General features: G+C 68.5%; 13 protein-coding genes and 2 pseudogenes. 6 read left to right on the top strand and 9 right to left on the bottom strand.

The genetic code is table 11. From position 1 onward, the window contains the following. A pseudogene (locus ACFWY5_RS09320) lies at positions 1 to 182 on the top strand (IS110 family transposase); the annotation flags it as partial. A gap of 8 nt (positions 183 to 190) precedes the next feature. On the opposite strand, the gene ACFWY5_RS09325 reads toward ACFWY5_RS09320, so the two are convergent. Further along, complete coding sequence (locus ACFWY5_RS09325) at positions 191 to 619, bottom strand: PPOX class F420-dependent oxidoreductase (protein ID WP_379631017.1); 429 nt, start codon at positions 617 to 619, stop codon at positions 191 to 193. A gap of 84 nt (positions 620 to 703) precedes the next feature. On the opposite strand from ACFWY5_RS09325, the gene ACFWY5_RS09330 reads away from it, so the two are divergent. Next, positions 704 to 1,528, top strand: a complete 825-nt coding sequence (locus ACFWY5_RS09330) for a helix-turn-helix transcriptional regulator (protein WP_379631018.1) — start codon at positions 704 to 706, stop codon at positions 1,526 to 1,528. A 92-nt stretch (positions 1,529 to 1,620) separates the two neighbouring features. Here the strand turns inward: ACFWY5_RS09330 and ACFWY5_RS09335 are convergent, their stop codons facing one another. The 5 genes from ACFWY5_RS09335 to ACFWY5_RS09355 all read right to left on the bottom strand — a co-directional run bounded on the left by ACFWY5_RS09335 (position 1,621) and on the right by ACFWY5_RS09355 (position 7,747). After that, positions 1,621 to 2,136 carry a GNAT family N-acetyltransferase gene (locus ACFWY5_RS09335; RefSeq protein ID WP_379621439.1) on the bottom strand — a complete coding sequence of 172 codons (516 nt, stop codon included), beginning with the start codon at positions 2,134 to 2,136 and terminating at the stop codon, positions 1,621 to 1,623. Positions 2,137 to 2,386: 250 nt separating this feature from the next. After that, positions 2,387 to 5,509, bottom strand: coding sequence for a helicase HerA domain-containing protein (locus ACFWY5_RS09340; RefSeq protein ID WP_379631019.1), 3,123 nt, complete (start codon positions 5,507 to 5,509; stop codon positions 2,387 to 2,389). Next, entirely contained in the window at positions 5,506 to 6,138 is a 633-nt protein-coding gene (locus tag ACFWY5_RS09345; protein ID WP_379631020.1) for a hypothetical protein, read from the bottom strand. The genes ACFWY5_RS09340 and ACFWY5_RS09345 overlap by 4 nt, the downstream gene beginning before the upstream one ends. Positions 6,139 to 6,140: 2 nt before the next feature. Next, a complete protein-coding gene (locus ACFWY5_RS09350) occupies positions 6,141 to 7,241 on the bottom strand; it encodes a hypothetical protein (RefSeq protein WP_379631021.1) in 1,101 nt (366 codons plus the stop codon). After that, the gene (locus ACFWY5_RS09355; RefSeq protein WP_379621451.1) at positions 7,238 to 7,747 is read right to left on the bottom strand and encodes a DUF4365 domain-containing protein; all 510 of its coding nucleotides are present in this window, start codon (positions 7,745 to 7,747) and stop codon (positions 7,238 to 7,240) included. Before ACFWY5_RS09355 ends, ACFWY5_RS09350 begins: the two co-directional genes overlap by 4 nt. A gap of 167 nt (positions 7,748 to 7,914) precedes the next feature. Between ACFWY5_RS09355 and ACFWY5_RS09360 the strand changes: the two genes are divergently transcribed. From ACFWY5_RS09360 to ACFWY5_RS09370, 3 genes are all read left to right on the top strand, one after another. Then, positions 7,915 to 9,363 (top strand): ATP-binding protein, encoded by a 1,449-nt coding sequence (locus tag ACFWY5_RS09360; protein WP_379631022.1) that lies wholly within the window; start codon positions 7,915 to 7,917, stop codon positions 9,361 to 9,363. Between the two features lie 75 nt (positions 9,364 to 9,438). Next, positions 9,439 to 10,662 carry a hypothetical protein gene (locus tag ACFWY5_RS09365; protein WP_379631023.1) on the top strand — a complete coding sequence of 408 codons (1,224 nt, stop codon included), beginning with the start codon at positions 9,439 to 9,441 and terminating at the stop codon, positions 10,660 to 10,662. Positions 10,663 to 10,833: 171 nt separating this feature from the next. Further along, entirely contained in the window at positions 10,834 to 12,432 is a 1,599-nt protein-coding gene (locus ACFWY5_RS09370) for a phospholipase D-like domain-containing protein (RefSeq protein WP_379631024.1), read from the top strand. A 3-nt stretch (positions 12,433 to 12,435) separates the two neighbouring features. Here the strand turns inward: ACFWY5_RS09370 and ACFWY5_RS09375 are convergent. Together ACFWY5_RS09375 and ACFWY5_RS09380 are read right to left on the bottom strand one after the other, a co-directional pair. Beyond that, positions 12,436 to 12,699, bottom strand: a pseudogene (locus ACFWY5_RS09375) (ABC transporter permease); the annotation flags it as partial. Between the two features lie 18 nt (positions 12,700 to 12,717). After that, positions 12,718 to 13,113: a hypothetical protein gene (locus tag ACFWY5_RS09380; RefSeq protein ID WP_379621459.1), complete on the bottom strand. Its 396-nt coding sequence runs from the start codon at positions 13,111 to 13,113 to the stop codon at positions 12,718 to 12,720. A gap of 383 nt (positions 13,114 to 13,496) precedes the next feature. Between ACFWY5_RS09380 and ACFWY5_RS09385 the strand changes: the two genes are divergently transcribed. After that, positions 13,497 to 13,808, top strand: a complete 312-nt coding sequence (locus tag ACFWY5_RS09385; protein ID WP_379621461.1) for a hypothetical protein — start codon at positions 13,497 to 13,499, stop codon at positions 13,806 to 13,808. A gap of 719 nt (positions 13,809 to 14,527) precedes the next feature. On the opposite strand, the gene ACFWY5_RS09390 is transcribed toward ACFWY5_RS09385, so the two are convergent. Continuing rightward, positions 14,528 to 15,250, bottom strand: coding sequence for a L,D-transpeptidase family protein (locus ACFWY5_RS09390; RefSeq protein WP_379631025.1), 723 nt, complete (start codon positions 15,248 to 15,250; stop codon positions 14,528 to 14,530). Positions 15,251 to 15,414: the final 164 nt, after the last annotated feature.

The following is a 15,414-nucleotide window of genomic DNA, read 5'->3' on the forward strand; positions in this document are numbered from 1 at the left end:
CCTTCGTCGCCATCTCCTGCGACCCGGCCAGCCGCGCTTTCTACGAGCGCAAACGCGCCGAGGGCAAGCGGCACCACCAGGCACTCATCGCCCTGGCCCGCCGCCGCATCAACGTCCTGCACGCCATCTTGCGCACCCGCAAGCCCTACGACCCCGGGCACCAGATCCGCACCGCAGCTTGACAGAAGCATTAGGCAGCCACCTCCCTGGCGGCGAAGTCGCCCTCGATGCCCCAGGCGAGGATCCGCCGCGGCAGGATCAGCATCCACGCCTCCTCGAACGGGAACGGCGCCGCGAGCCGCTCCCCCACTTCCACGCCGCCCTCGTCGAAGGTCCGCGCCACGCCCCTGATCTCGATGCCCCGCGGAGACCACGGCTCGACCGAAGCCAGGTCGTCCACCACGAACGCGACGTCCGGGTGCCGCCGGGCGTCGCGGAACTTCTTGCTGCGAGCCATGCCCGAGCCCGCGACGCCGCCCACGATCAGCCCGCCCGAGCTGGGATCGTAGATCACCCCGACGGGGCGCACCGACGGCCTGCCGTCGGCTCCGGTCGTGGCCAGGCGGCCGAGGGGCTGGCTGGTCAGGTAGGCGATCTCGCCCGGTGTGAATGCGCTCATGGGGACGAGACTGCCGGGCCGTACACGGGAGAGGGAGACCGCCGCAAGCCTGGCTCCCGCAGGGCCACCCTCTACACTCGGGCCATGGGTAACAACGAGCTGGGGGCGTTCCTGCGCGCCCGGCGCGAGGCGGTGCCACCCGAGGCGGTCGGATTCCCGTCGGGAACGCGCCGCCGCACCCCCGGCCTGCGCCGCGCCGAACTGGCCACGGTCGCGGGTGTCAGCGTCGACTACCTCACGCGTCTCGAACAGGGCCGCGACCGGCGCCCGTCCACCGAGATCCTCACCGCGCTCGCCGACGCGCTGTCACTCTCGCCCGACGAACGCATCCACCTGCACCGGCTGCACAAAGCGGATGCCGGCGGCGTCTGCGCGGGCGCCCCGCCGCTCTCCCGCACGCTGCGCCCCACGGTGGAGGCGATGCTGGCCCGCCTGGCCCACACCCCCGCCGTCGTCGTCAACCAGCTCACCGAGATCCTGGCCCACACTCCCGCGTACGCCCGCCTGCTCGGCCCCTTCGGCCTGCTCGACGACGACCCGCCGAACCTGGCCCGCTACCTGTTCACCGACCCCCGCGCCCGCGACGCCTTCCCCGGCTGGACGGAGGTGGCCGCCGAACACGCCGCCGACCTGCGCGCCAGCGCCGCGCTGGGCGACCAGCACGCGGCGCACCTGGCCGGCGAACTGTCCCTGACGGCCGGAGCCACCTTCACCCGGCCCTACGCGAACGTGATGCTCCCCGCCCGCATCGGCACCGAACGATGGGCGCACCCGGAAGGCGAACTCCTGCTCGCCTACGAGACCCTCACGCTGGCGGGCACCGACGACCAGCGCCTGATCGTCTACGTCCCGGCCGACGAGGCGACCACGACCCTGCTGGCCGAGCCCACCCGTACCAGCCTGTCGTAGGACGCCCCGTCCCGGAGCGGTTCACGCCCCGGGACGGGGCGATTCACGCTCCGGACGGGGCGTCAGCGATGCTCAGCCTTGAACGGCTGGTGCTAGAGCCCGAACGGCGCCGCGTACCGGATGGTTCCGGACGGCAGCCCCTCACCGGGCACGAGCGCCATCGCCATCAGCGCCTCGTCGGGCACCTCGAACGTGACCCCGATCCCGTGCTCGGACGCGCGCCCGAACCCGAACCTCGGGTAGTACTCCGGATGCCCGAGGACGACGACGAACCGCTCGCCCATGGCGGCCGCGGCCCGCAGCACGGCCCGCGTGGCGGCCGACCCGGCGCCGGTCTTCTGCCGGTCGGGCCGCACCGAGACCGGCCCCAGGCACAGCGCCGGCGTGTCCCCGATGTGGCACCGGGTGAGCAGCGCGTGGCCGACCGGCCGGTCGTCACCGTCGACCGCGACGACGGACAGCCCGTCGATCCAGGCGGAGTCGGTGCGGAGCGCGTCGAGGAGATCCGCTTCCAGCGGGGTCTCGAACGCCCCCAGAACGATCTCCCGGACAACGGGGACGTCAGCGGTGGTCTCGGCGCGCGTGATCCACTCAGAAGGTGAAGACATGATGGATGAAGATCCGTTTCGTGATGAGTTGACGATGTCCTCCGGCGGGCTCACGCACCCGGCCGGTCAGAACGGCGCGGATCAGGCCATCGTCCGGGACGTGAGGATGCTCCGGACGCTGCGCACGACAGTGGCCCCTGGCGCGGTCATCAACTCACCTCCCTTTCTCTCCGTCTCTCCATTTCGACCGTCCACCCTACCAGCTCTGGAACCTCCTCGCCCCCGCGTGAGGGGGACGAGGAGGCGTGAGTCAGCCGGCCGCGCGCTGCATGATCTCCCGCTCGGTGAGTGGATCGGCCGGGTGATGGCTCAGGCAGTGCGGTGCACGGATCAGAGCTTCAGGGATGCCTGTACTCGCCGCGTAAAACTGTCCGGCCTCCAGGCGCCCGACCCGGTCGGCTCGGCCGCCGCGGGCCTGTGCCAGCGACCTGACCACCGCGATCTGCGTGGGACTGTTCATCCTGCCGATGAACTGGGTGGTGGCGTTGCCCGCGATCTGGTTGTGCAGGCCACGCGGCATCTGGGTGGCGAAGACGAGGCCGAGGCCGTACTTTCTCGCCTGTGACGCCAAGGTCAGGGTGCTGGCCAGCGCCTCGGTCTTGGATCCGGCGGGCACGAGGGACTGCGCCTCGTCCATGACGTAGAGACCGATCAGGGGACGGCCGCGGGCGGGATTCCGCTTGATCCAGGTGAACAGGGAGTTCTGGAGCCCGCTGACGAATCCCGGCCTCGCGTCGTCGTTGAGACCGATGAAGCTGATGACCGAGACACGCGCCCGCTTGCCCGTCGACGGCGTGAGCAAGCGCGCGGGATCCACGGCCTCACCCCCGCCCGCGAACAGCGGATCGTTGATCATCGCCGCGGTCAGGAGCTGTCCCAGCTCGGCTGCGATCTGATCCGCTTTGTCGATCTGGCTGGCCTCGAACGGCAGCGAGGCGAGCATGCCGAGGAAGGCGGTGAAGTCGGCACCGCCGGAACGCGCGAAATGCTCGAGTGCCTGGCGGAGCACCGCCTTCGCCTTGCGTGCCTTGGCGCTCGCCCCCTCGGCGTTCGCCCGGGGAGCGAGCGTCTCCACGGCCAGGCCGAGCGCCGAGTTCAGCTCGTCGCGGTCGTCGAGGACGGCAGCGAAGTCCGGCAGCGGCTGGAAGCTCAGCGGCCGACCCTGTGAACGGCCAGGCGTCCACACCACGATCTCTGCCTCGGTGAAGTAGCGGGCGGCCTTGGCCGCGTCGTTCTCACTCCATCCCGGCGGTGTGGCAGGCCAGGGCTCACCGAGCCTGGCGAGGTCGTTGTTCGGATCAAGCACGATGGACGACACGCCGTGCAGCGCGCATTCCTCCACGAGCCTGCGCAGGAACACGGTCTTGCCGGATCCGGATCCGGCGAAGACCGCCGTGTGGCGCGTCAGGGTGCTGAGCTGCACCACGAGATCGGTGCCGGTGTCCAGCCGCCTGCCGACGGTGATTCCGGCGGCGGCCGTGGGCAGTGCCGTTGCTTCCGGCTCTGGTTCCTCGGGCAGTTCCTGGACCGCTGCTTCGAGGAGGCCGCCCAGGAGTTCGGTACCGCTCGCCGGGCGCCGGGCACGCAACCACGCGTCGAAGGCCGGATCTCGATCACCCTCCATCTGCCTCAGGGCGTCGAAGACCCGTAGGTCGTCAGCGCGCAAGGGCAGTGACCGCCCGCCGCACTCCTCGAGCCGCGCCAGCCGCGCCCTGGTGGTCGGGCCGTCCGACCAGGCCTGGTTGCGCAGGACGACGAAACACCGATCGGGGGTCTCCGGGCTGAGCCCGGATGCCTCGATGCCATCGGTGAGCCGTTTGAGCGCGGCGATGTGGTGCCGTGCGCCGATCACCCGGAACGTCCAGTGCCGCTGCTCCTCCGACTCCGGGTCCAGCGCCTGACGCAATCGCGCGTGCAGGTTCGGTCTACGACCGGGCAGAGGATCGACGGAGAAGACGCGGCCTGCCTCGCCCTGCTCCGTGATCCAGGCATTAAGGCCGGCGCCCAGCAGCGGAGGCGCGAGTTCGTCCTCATGCTCGGGATCGAACGCGTCCGACACGTCAGCCGTGGCACGCAGTTCGGCGAACCGGGTGTCGAGTCGTGCGAGGTGGCTCTCGGGGACGACAGGTTCGGCGTCTGCGGGGAGTGGGCTTGTATGACCCGGTTCGTCCTGGTCGAAACGCTCCAACAGGCCGACCACGCCTTCAGCCCGGCATGCCTCGACATGCTCGCTGATACGGCGCAGCAGCGTTCTGGGCGTGTTACCGGGCGCGGTGTCGAACGCCGACGGAACGATCGGCCAGAGCGGGTGAGGCGGTGTGAACCCGGACTTCGCGAAGGCCTCGGCCAGCCGGCGTTCGACCAGGCTCGTGGCAATCTCCGGGCTGGCGATCGTGGTGAGGATCAGCGAGGTGCGGAACCTGTCCTGCGCCGTTCCGATGGCCCGGTCTTTGATCAAGGTCCACGACGACGGGAGGCAGGCCACCAAGCAAAGCGTTCGCTGGGTGGCGTGCCGCAGCGCCATGAGACCGCCCGCGATCTGGTCGATCACGTCCTTGCGCGGCTCCCCGCCCGGCGACGTGGTCGCGATCTCCGCCCCCTCGCTCGTTCGCGAGTGCTCGAGGAGGGCGTCGATCTGATCGACCGCGATGACGGTAGGGCCGGTGAGGGCGAGGATCATCGACAGTTCGATGGCGATGTCGTGCGGGCTCTTGACCTGCCTGCTCATCCCCCATGCTTGGCGATCTCCTTCTTCCGCCTCCGCGGCGGACATCAGATGATCGTGGCCGACGTCCAGAGCCTGGCCTGACGCGACCGCGTAGAGCGCCATCGCGCGGATCGTGTCCCGGCACCGCAGCAACCGGCGTTCCTTGGCGACCAGGCCATCCACGAGCACGTCGAGGTCTGCGCGCGTCAGAGGCGCTTCACCGTCGAGCGCAGTCCGCATCCGCATGTCGGCCCCGGCGAGGGTGGACAGGGCACGGAGCGCCACCATCGCCTGTACCGGAGCTCCCCGGCCGCCTGCGGAGCGGCCTAGGTCCTCGACCATCGCCCTTGTCGTCTGGCGCCAGAAGTCCTCTCCCGCGCTGAAGTCGACCAGGAAGAAGTAGCCGCCCGCCTGCGCGATCCGGCCCCGGACCCAACCGAGGAGGTGGGTCTTGCCGGCGCCGCCCTCTCCTTGGATCACCACGCCGAGCGGGCTCGTCCCCGAGGAGATCGACGCGTCGTCGATACCGTCGAGGATCAGGCGCTCCGCTCGCGGATGCATGCCGTCGACGTGGAACGGCGGCGGGTTCCAGGCGTGCTCGGCCGTGGCCGCCCAGTCGAGGACGCTGGAGACGGCGTGCAGCGCCCGCATCTCGGCTTCGCTCATGGCGCCTCGATCGCCAGCAGGTGCTTGCTCACACCACCCACGAGGACGGCCGCTTCCCTGTCCTCGTCGGTGAGGGTCTTCTGATCAGCTTCCGGGACCAGATGGACACCCGGGAGGCGTTCCAGCTCGCGCAACGCCGCGTCGACGTTGTCACGAGGCGCGTCACCGAGGAGCGGCCGCAGCCGGCTGAGCAACACCCAGTCCTGTGGCTCGCGGGCAAGCTGCCGGTACGCGCTCCGGATCGCCCCGCCCAGGTCGTCCGCGGACGAAGCGTCCGGCCTGGCCGTGACGACGAACTCCGCGAGGCTCAGGTCCGTCGCGTCCAGGTACCCCTTGATGGTGGCGAGAACGCCGTAGAGCGTACGACCCAGCGGACCGCCGCGTGCCGGGGCTGAGCCGGCCAGCTCCGCGACACACCACGCCCACCCGTCTTCGGTGAGTGTGTGATGGTAAGCCCTGCCCAGCTTCTCGCTCTCCACCAGCTCGAGCTTGTTCAGGCGGCGCCGGGATTCGCCGTCGAGCGCGTTTCCGACGTGGTCCCGCAGTTCGGGGTTGGACGCCGACCCACCCAGCGTCATCAGGCCAAGAAGCAGGGCACGCTCCTGGGCTCGGGAAACGGCGTTCTCCATGATCAGCTCTCCTCGAATGGGGTGTTGGCCAGTTGGGTGAAGCTGGTCGCCTTCAGTTCGAGACGGCCATTGACCTCCATGAGCGTGCCGTGAGCACGCACAGGTGTTCTGTTCCTGTGGGCCTCGACGGCCACGTCGTAGGCCGCCTCGTCGGGCAGGCGCACCCATATCGATCGGCGGGGATCACCGTGCTGGATCGTCACCTCGCCGTGGACGTGCACGCGGAACCGGTCCTGCCCTCCGTTGTCGAACAGCGTGCCGATGAGGCCGGTGACCGAGGCGGTGTCGCGACGCAGGCGTCTCAGCCGGTGCGCGACCCGGCGGAGCAATGTCCCGGTCTCGGCTTCGAAGACCACGGTGCGCGCGGGCACCTCCGAGGGCACCGCACGCGCCCATCGGAACCCGACCTCGAATCTGGTTCCGGGGTCGGTGCCCGCGAAGCGCGCGAGCGCGAGGCAGAGGTCCGCCGACACCCCGTCACGCACCAGATCGTCGAAGACGCTGATGTCGCCGTTCCTGCGCACGGTGGCCGCGGCCTCCTGCAGGAGCACCGCCGCGCGTTGGAGCAGGAACAAGGTACGGCGGGCCAGCAAGGGATCACCGGTCTCGTAGCCGTCCAGAGGGATGCGGACCGTGAGAAGATCGCCCGTCGGGACGATCGGCCCGACTCTGACCCGGGCCAGCAGGTCCCGGACCTCCTTGGGCGCCGCGCCCTCGAACACCGGCCGAGGACCCGTGAGTGCGGCCCGCGCCGCCGCGCTCAAGACCGATTGGGCGCCTGTGAGCGCCGTCACCGCGTCCAGCAGGGCGAATTGCCCGTCCAAGGGCACAACGGGAGCCCGGTACCACTGGACGTCGGCCATGGGTGCGGCGATGTCGGATGCGATTTCCTCGCGGGCGCGGCCTTCCACGCGAGCCAGCAGGTTGAGGATCTCCCTGATCCGCCGCGCCCCGTCGCCGAGGCCGTCCGCGCCCGGCAGCAGTATCTCGTGATCGCCTTCGTGCACCCAGACGGTTGCACCCCGCCACACCTGCGCCTGGCGTGCCCAGCCGGCCGCGGCGAGATAGCTGCCGATGTCGGCGATCGAGAGGTCAGTGGTCACGCGGCCGGCCCGGCGGGTGCGCCGACGAGCTCGCGCAGGGCACGAACGGTGAGGACGTTGCCGAGTGGCACCCCGACGGCCGGGTACCGCTTCGTGCTCGCGGACGCGATGGGCTCGTCGCCCTCGAAGCCCCGGTAGTAGCAGAGCCTGCTCAGGGTCAGCCCCTCGGTTTCCACTCGCGCGTAACGATCGATGTCCGGAGGGACCACCACGATGAACAGATACCGGGGCACGAGGAACGGCCCGGCGACAAGCTTGTTGTACTGCACCTCGTTCAAGCCTCGAAAGTGCAGGTCCGGACCCTTGCACACGGGGGCTGACCAGGACTTGACCTGTACCTCGATCGCGGGCGACGCGATGTATCCGGTCCTTCCCGGATAGCGGAAGCCGAGATCGATCCCGTCATGGTCAAGGTCATCCTTGTAGACCAGGAGCCCGGCCGCAGAGGCGAGGGCCCGTACATAGTCTTCGGCGAACTTGCCCTGGTGGTTCCGTCGCTCGAGCACGGCGTCCCCTCACTTGTCGACCGGCCAATCCTGCGCACGCTCGACTATCTCCGAACAGTCGCCTCAGAGGGATGAGTTTCCCTTATTGGTGATGTAGCCGTCTTCCTGATCGAAGGATTAGGTAGACTTCATCTACGTAGATGTCATCTACATAAATGGAGGCCAGCTTGAGCGGCTTCATCGGCAGGACCGCGGAGCTGTCGTTGCTCACGAAGCGGCTCAGGCGGGTACGGCAGACGGGTGCGGGGGTCGCCGTGACCCTGCGCGGCCGTCGGCAGGTGGGCAAGTCCAGGCTGGTCCAGGAGTTCTGCGACCGTGCGGGCGTGCCCTATCTGTTCACCACCGCGACCAAGGGGGCCTCTCCCGTGGAGGCCGTCGGGGCCTTCCTCGCGGATCTGCGGGAATCGGAACTTCCTGAGGATCCCGCTCTGATTCCGACCGCGGTCGGGGGGAACTGGCCTGATGCCTTCCGTGCGCTGACCACGGCTCTGCCGTCGCGGCCCTGCGTGGTCGTCCTGGATGAGGTGCCGTGGCTGTCGGAGCAGGACGGGCTGTTCGAGGGCGCGCTGCAGACGGCATGGGACCGCCTGCTCGCCACCCGGCCCGTGCTGCTGCTTCTCCTCGGCAGCGATCTCCACATGATGGAGCGGCTGACCGCCTACGACCGGCCGTTCTTCGGGCGTGCGGACAACCTGGTCCTCGGTCCGCTCCATCCCGGTGACGTCGCCGACGCCCTCGGCCTCGACGCGGACCATGCGATCGACGCCCACCTGATCACCGGAGGCCTGCCCGGGATCATCAGGACCTGGCCTCGTGGTCTGCCCGCGCTGGAGTTTCTGCGCCAGGAGGCCGAGGATCCCGGCGCGGCAGTCTTCAGCGTCCCCGAAGCGGTGCTGATGGCCGGGTTTCCGAATCCAGACGTCTCTCGCAGAGTGCTGGAGGCCATCGGCGCCGGGGACCGTACCCACGCCAACATCGCCGCGACGGCGGGCAGCCGCGACGGGGCGCTGCCATCCGGTACCTTGTCGCCGCTGCTGCGGAAGCTGACGGCGGAGAAGCGTGTGCTCGCCTTGGACGAGCCGCTGTCGGCCAGGCCGGGGAAACCGGGCCTGTACCGGGTCGCCGACAGCAATCTGCGGCTCTATCTCGGCGTGCTCCGCGCGGTCCAGGAGCAGGCTCGCCGGGGGCGCCCCGAGGCGGGGTTCCGCCTGGTCGAGCGGCGTTGGACCGCCTGGCGGGGCCGGGCCGTCGAACCTCTCGTCAGGCAGTCGCTCGAACTCGCCGCGCTGTCAGGGAGCCTGCCCTGGCCCGAGGTGGAGGCGGTGGGCGGCTGGTGGAATCGCCGGTTCGATCCCGAGGTCGACCTGGTCGGAGCCGACCGCGCGCCCGTCGCCGGACGTGTTCTCTTCGCCGGGTCGATCAAATGGCTGGCGTCCCCTTTCGACTCCCACGACCTCGCCACGGTACGCCGGTCCGTCGTCCAGGTTCCCGGCTACGACCCGGCGGCCACCACGCTCGTCGTCGCCTCGCTCTCGGGGGCGGCGCCGGATGTCGATCCCCATTCCGTGGACCTCGTGTGGACGCCACGCGACATCATTGATTCCTGGCGCCCCTGAAAAGGAACCGCATAGTAGTTTGCTGGCATGCCTAGATCACCAGCATTCCTCCGGCGTAAGCCCGTTGTGTTAGCCGTGGTCGCGGGAGTTGTCGCGCTCGGTTCGCCGCCCGCGTACGCTGCGGATTCACCGCCGAATGCCATCATCGTCTGGGACAGGAACGCCGAAACGGCGATCTGGGAAATCGCCCGGCAGCAGCCGCAGGTCCAGGCCCGTAGTTTCGCCATGGTGCACGGTGCCGTTTACGACGCGGTCAACGCGATCGCCGGCCGGCCGTACCAGCCCTATCTTCGCGCGCCCCGCGCCGACGGAAGTGAATCGACGCAGGCCGCCGTCGCGACCGCGGCTTTCCACGTTCTGCGCTCGCTTTTCCCGGCGCAGCGGGAAAGGCTGCGGACGCAGTACGACGAGTCGCTCGCCACGATTCCCGACAGCACTTCGAAGCGGCGCGGTATCGCCGTCGGCGGGCAGGCCGCCGCCGCGATGATCGCCGCGCGGGAGAACGACGGCGCGTTCGGCGACCAGACCTGGCCCGTCGGCACCGAGCCGGGCCAGTGGCGGCCGACCCCGCCCGTGCCGAGCACGGACGGCGCCTGGGTCGCCTACCTGAAGCCGTTCATGCTGGCGAGGGCGTCGATGTTCCGCACCGCCGGCCCGCCGGCCCTGACCGGCAGCCGGTACGCCCGCGACTTCAACGAGGTCAAGACCGTCGGCTCGGCCACCAGCACGGTCAGGACCCCGGACCAGACCCAGGCCGCCATCTGGTGGCACGACCGGCACCTGGCCGAATGGGAGATCAAGCGCCAGCTCGCCGTCGAGCAGCGCCTGACCCCGCTGCAGACGTCCCGCATGTTCGCGATGGTCGACCTCGCGGAGGCCGACGCCACGACCGCCTGTTACAACGAGAAGGCCGCCTGGAACTTCTGGCGTCCCATCACCGCCATCCGCCTGGCCGGCACCGACGGCAACCCAAGGACCGCCGAGGATCCGGACTGGACCCCGCTCCTGGTCACCCCGCCGCATCCCGACTACACCTCCGGCCACACCTGCTTCACCGGGGCGAGCATGTCGGCGCTCGCGCACTTCTTCGGCCGCGACGACATCTCCTTCAGCGGCTACAGCAACGACTCGGGCACGACCCGCCACTTCCGCAGCTTCTCCCAGGCTCTGGAGGAGGTCACCAATGCCCGCATCTGGGGTGGAATCCACACCCGCACCGCCGACGTCGAAGGCGCCAAGATCGGCAAGCAGGTAACCGCCTATATGGTCAAGCATTACTTCAAACCCAGGAATCACTGACGCCACCCGGCGGCGGAGCTTTTATCGGCCGAATGCGGACACGCGGCAGGCGTAACGGCCACGAGGCCCGGGCTGTGAGCAGGGCGGAGTGGCCGGCGCGCCCTGAACACCCAGAATGGGGGTCCGGCCATGGGCCTGGGCGGTCCGCGAATCCGGTGCGACGATGCGGACATGGAATATCTGAACGCGGTCGAAGCTGAATTGAAGTCCGTCTCGCCCGGCATGGAAGGGAAGCTGTGGAGCCGCACGCCGGGCAACAAATTCGACACGATTGGCGATGACGCCGCTTCCTGGATATTGCAGGTTCCCGACTGCTGGGGATGGACCGCCTCCAAAGGCATCCCGGCAGGCGCCGAAAAACCTGGCATCAAGAAGCTCCTGAACCGGCTGCGGCACAATCTCGCCCAGGCGAGCAGAACCGTGGACATCACCGGTTTCGGGCCGCCGGACATGATAGGTTCCCCCGCCGGGCCATTTCCGGACGGCAATTTCCTCGACGCCATGTTCGACGGAATCAAGGAAGCCGTCGGACGCCGTGACGAAGGCGATGACCGGTTGATCGTGCGGTTCATGACCGGTGTGGTGGGCGTGGACCGCACGGCCGATCCGTGGGTGTTCCGCGAGGCGCTGATCAAGCGGCTCGGCACGCTGGCCCGCGAGGTCGACCTGCGGGTCTGCTCGATGACGACGCGCGGTGTGTCCTCCTACAACCACACCAAGTTCGTGATCGTGGACGGCCGGTCCGTCATTCACGGCGGCATCAACTGGATGACGAACTACTACATCGAGGAAGGCCCGTTGTTCAGCCGGGGATTCGGCGACACGGCGCCGGTGACCGACCTCGACATCGCCCTGCGCGGCCCGGCGGCCCTGTCGGCCGGCAAGTTCCTGGACATGTTGTGGGAGTGGGCCCGCACTCACGCGGGCTGGGTCAAGTCAGGCTGGATCAAGAACCGCAAGCAGTATCCGGCCTGGATCGCCGTGGAAAAGCCCAGTCCGCCGGCCGAGGGATGGTCGTTGTACGACGAGGCCGACGAAGAGCCCTATACCCCGGGCGACCTTCAGGTGATCTCCGTCGGCAGCCTCGGATACGGCATCCTGGACCGCGACAAGGACTCCGGCTACGAACGGCCGTACGCCGAACGAGAAGAGCAGGCCGCGAGCTACCTGAACAACGAGACCAACCTCGACAGCGCTTTCATGACGGTCAATCCCGACGCGAACGCCATCCGGGCTCTGGTCGCCCACGCGAAAACCAGCATCATCCTGTCCCAGCAGGACATCAACGGATTCACCGGCCTGCCGTTGATGCACGCGCTGTTCGACGTCAGGCTGCTGGACGTTCTCGCCAAGAAGATGATGGACGGCGTCAAGGTCCGGATCGTCATCAGCAATCCCGGGAGCCCGGACTACTCCAACATCAGCAGCGTGGACGTGGCCTACAAATCGTTGTACCAGCGGGTCAGGCTCAAGACCACGTATGACGCGGAGGCGCATCGGGTGCTGAGACACGGCCTGCAGCTGGCGCCGTTGCGCGTGTCGAACGAGCAGACCTGGCCGGGCGGCTACAAATACCGGCTGCACAGCAAAGTGGTCTGCGTGGACGACACGGCGTTCTACGTCGGCTCCAGGAACGTGTATCCCGACACGACCCAGGATCACGGATTCATCGTCCAGGACGAGGCCGCGGCCGCCCAGCTCGTGGAGCATTTCCTCGACAAACAATGGCTCTATTCCAGAAACGCCGCGATCTGCGACTGGCAATGGTGACCTTCAGCTCCGCCGGCCGAGAGCGCGGCGTTCGGCGAGCACGAAAAGCTCGTTAAAGGCGGATCCGAACAGGGCGATGCCGGCCCACATCCCGGGCAGGTCGAAGCGGGCGTACGACTCGGTCAGGTGGAAGCCGATGCCGTCGCGGGTGCCCGGCAGCAGTTCGGCGAAGACGGTGACGATCAGCGCGAGCGACAGGGCGAGCCGGAGCCCGGCGAAGACCTTCGGCAGCGCGGCGGGCAGGACCACCCGGGTCAGAAGCTCCGCTTTCGAGAGCTTGAACGTTCACTGCATGAGGGACGTGACGTCCAGCGGCTTGGACAACCACCCGGCCTGGCTCATCCAGTCGGCGACGCGTTGCAGCCGGACGGGTTCGTCCTCAACCGGGAAGAACGGCAGCGTGACCCGCTCCGCCGTGGCCCGGTCGACCTGCGTGAACTCGGGCAGCACCGAGGTCACGGACGTGCGGTCGGCCATGAGCCGCCCGGCCGCCTGGACGGCCCGCCGGAAGGCGGCCGAGGCGGCGGGGTTCCTGGCGAACCAGTCCCGCGTGGTGACGTAGCCGGAGATCGGGAACTCGGCGGCCGGGCCGGAGGCGGGGTCGAGGATCTTGCGGGCGCCCAGCTTGGCCGTGGAGACGTAGTTGGCGAAGATGATGTCGGCTTCGCCGTTGAGAAGCATGGGAACGCCCTGCGGGCCCGCCTGGATGGGGACCGGGGCTACCTTGAGCCCTTCCTTTTCGAACAGGCCGTTTTTCAGGGCCACATAAAGGGCGGCGTTGTCGATGATGGGGAGGGTCTACTTTCAGCCCGGTCTTTTCCGGGGCCGCTCGGGTTGGGAGCGGCACCGGGATCGCCGCCGCACGCGGTTACGCCGAGTGCCACGGATAAGGCCAGGGCGGTGAACAGGGTGCGGCACGGGAATCTCATGCTGCTGGCTCCCTCTCGTATTCGATCGGCGTGCCGTTCTCTCGATTGTGCGGCATCCATGCGCGAAGATCAGATCTCCTGTCCATCGCCATAACGAATTCGCGGGCTCGGTGCGGTGGGGTACATGCTGGAGTCATGACTGATGATCAGATGGCTGCCGTCCGTGCCTTGATCAAGGCTCATGACCCCGAAGGGTTGCTGGGCATGGGGGCTCCTGACGACGAATACGACCCCGAAGTGCGTGATCTCGTCGCTCTCATCCGCGGCGGAGAAGAGATCACCTCCGACGCTGTCGGCACCATCTGGAACAGGTGGTTCAACAATGTCTCCGACTGGTGCGTCCGGGAACCGGAGCAGGTAAGTGAGGTCGCGGCCGCACTGGAGAGACTTCGCGGCCTACCAGCCGATTCCGCGGAACCTGGCTGTGGCGTGGCCCCGGGCGAATAGAGCAGTTGCGTATTCCCGCATCGACCGGCCAACGATAGGCACGAGCAGAATCACCGGCGCCATTCCGCTCCGGCCCCAGCGGATACGTTTCGCGTTGCGCCCGTCGGAGTGACGAGCGTGGGTGTTGTGCCCGGCGCACGTGGCGGCCACGGGTTTGGAATCTGCAGGAGAGAATGCGCTCATGACCCTCTTCGCCCTGCTTGGTGGCGCCGCAGTCGGCATCCCCGCCGGCATGGCCTCAGTCACACTCATCGAGCGGCTCTCGATCGCTGCCGTGAAGCGATCGCGTGCGCGGCGACGGTCGGCAACACGTGACGGCGGGTTTCGGCAACAAGACCCGTAACGGCGGCGTGAGGCCCAGCATCACGCCGCCCCCGTAACAAGGGGCGGCGTGTCCGCCAGCAGCACCGAGAGGTCGAGCCCATGACTGGCAGCGGTCCGTTTCGGAGACAAGAGCCGGATGTCAGGGGCATGATCACTTGTTTCGACTACAACGCCCGCCACGCGGCGATTCGCCTGAGACGGGGCCGGAGGTACTAGAAATCCCCGGCATTCTGATCCGCGGTCAGGGCTTTTCCACGGTGCCCGGGGTCGCGTCCGGGGGACCGGGGGCCGGCAGGCCACCGGCGAGGGGGTTCGGGGGAACTGGGCTCCCCCGTGAGGCCAGCCCTCCCCCGGACGCGCGAAGCGCGCCCATGGGGAGGACCGTGCCTTTGGGGTCAGCGCTTGAAGGCGCCGCGTACGTGGACCGGGACGCCCTTGCCGAGCATGCCGGGCAACGTCTGTGCCACGTTCATCGGCAGACGTACGCAGCCGTGCGATGCCGGGGACAGCGGGACCGACAGCGCTCCGTGGAACGCGATGCCGCCGTTGAAGAAGATCGGGTTGTACAGCTGGCCCAGGTAGCTCTTGTGCCAGCCGCTCCTGCGCCACGTGGTCCGGAAGTTGCCGGTCGGGGTGCGGGCCGAGCCGCAGAAGCGCTGGCTCTTGCCCTGCCACGTCGTCGTCTCGCAGTAGGGGATGCCGCTGCCGGACGAGATGTGGGTGATCAGCTTGGGCTCGCCCTTCACGTACATGACCATGATCTGGGTGCTGAGGTTCACCTCGGCCCTGGTCGGCTTGCCGTTCTTGACGAGGACCTTGGGGAGTTTCGGGGTCTCCAGAGCGTTCCAGGTCCTGCTGCTGATCGTGCTGGTCGGCCTGATGCCGTTGACCTTCTGGAAGGCCCAGATGGCGGTCAGTGTCGAGCCGCCGTAGCGGCCGTCGGCCTTGCCGGGGCGGTAGCCCAGCTCCGCCAGCCGCTTCTGGAGCAGGACGACCGTCTTGCCCTTGGCTCCGAGTTTCAGCTTCTTCTTCGGGGCGGCGAACGTGCTCGCGCCTCCAGCGCTCGCGGCCGTGCCGCTCGTGCTCAGCGCCGCCTGTGTGCGCGTGTCTGTTGCCATCTGGCTTGCGGCCGGTACGGCCTCAGCCCCGGCCGTACCCACTCCCGTGAACGCGACGGCCCCCACCGTCACCAGAGCGGCAAAGCCGAGCGCCCCGCGCCGACGAGGTCCCCCCACGTACATCACCCCTCATATCACTAACAATCGAATCAAGGGACCCTACA

This window comes from Nonomuraea sp. NPDC059007 (assembly GCF_042740555.1).
Classification (GTDB): domain Bacteria; phylum Actinomycetota; class Actinomycetes; order Streptosporangiales; family Streptosporangiaceae; genus Nonomuraea.

What these genes read in the sequence shown, in the direction of transcription:
- ACFWY5_RS09325 (WP_379631017.1), bottom strand. Translation starts at nt 619, where the DNA reads ATGAGCGCATTCACACCGGGCGAGATCGCCTACCTGACCAGCCAGCCC.
- ACFWY5_RS09330 (WP_379631018.1), top strand. Translation starts at nt 704, where the DNA reads ATGGGTAACAACGAGCTGGGGGCGTTCCTGCGCGCCCGGCGCGAGGCG.
- ACFWY5_RS09335 (WP_379621439.1), bottom strand. Translation starts at nt 2,136, where the DNA reads ATGTCTTCACCTTCTGAGTGGATCACGCGCGCCGAGACCACCGCTGAC.
- ACFWY5_RS09340 (WP_379631019.1), bottom strand. Translation starts at nt 5,509, where the DNA reads ATGAGCGAAGCCGAGATGCGGGCGCTGCACGCCGTCTCCAGCGTCCTC.
- ACFWY5_RS09345 (WP_379631020.1), bottom strand. Translation starts at nt 6,138, where the DNA reads ATGGAGAACGCCGTTTCCCGAGCCCAGGAGCGTGCCCTGCTTCTTGGC.
- ACFWY5_RS09370 (WP_379631024.1), top strand. Translation starts at nt 10,834, where the DNA reads ATGGAATATCTGAACGCGGTCGAAGCTGAATTGAAGTCCGTCTCGCCC.
- ACFWY5_RS09380 (WP_379621459.1), bottom strand. Translation starts at nt 13,113, where the DNA reads ATGCTTCTCAACGGCGAAGCCGACATCATCTTCGCCAACTACGTCTCC.
- ACFWY5_RS09385 (WP_379621461.1), top strand. Translation starts at nt 13,497, where the DNA reads ATGACTGATGATCAGATGGCTGCCGTCCGTGCCTTGATCAAGGCTCAT.
- ACFWY5_RS09390 (WP_379631025.1), bottom strand. Translation starts at nt 15,250, where the DNA reads ATGGCAACAGACACGCGCACACAGGCGGCGCTGAGCACGAGCGGCACG.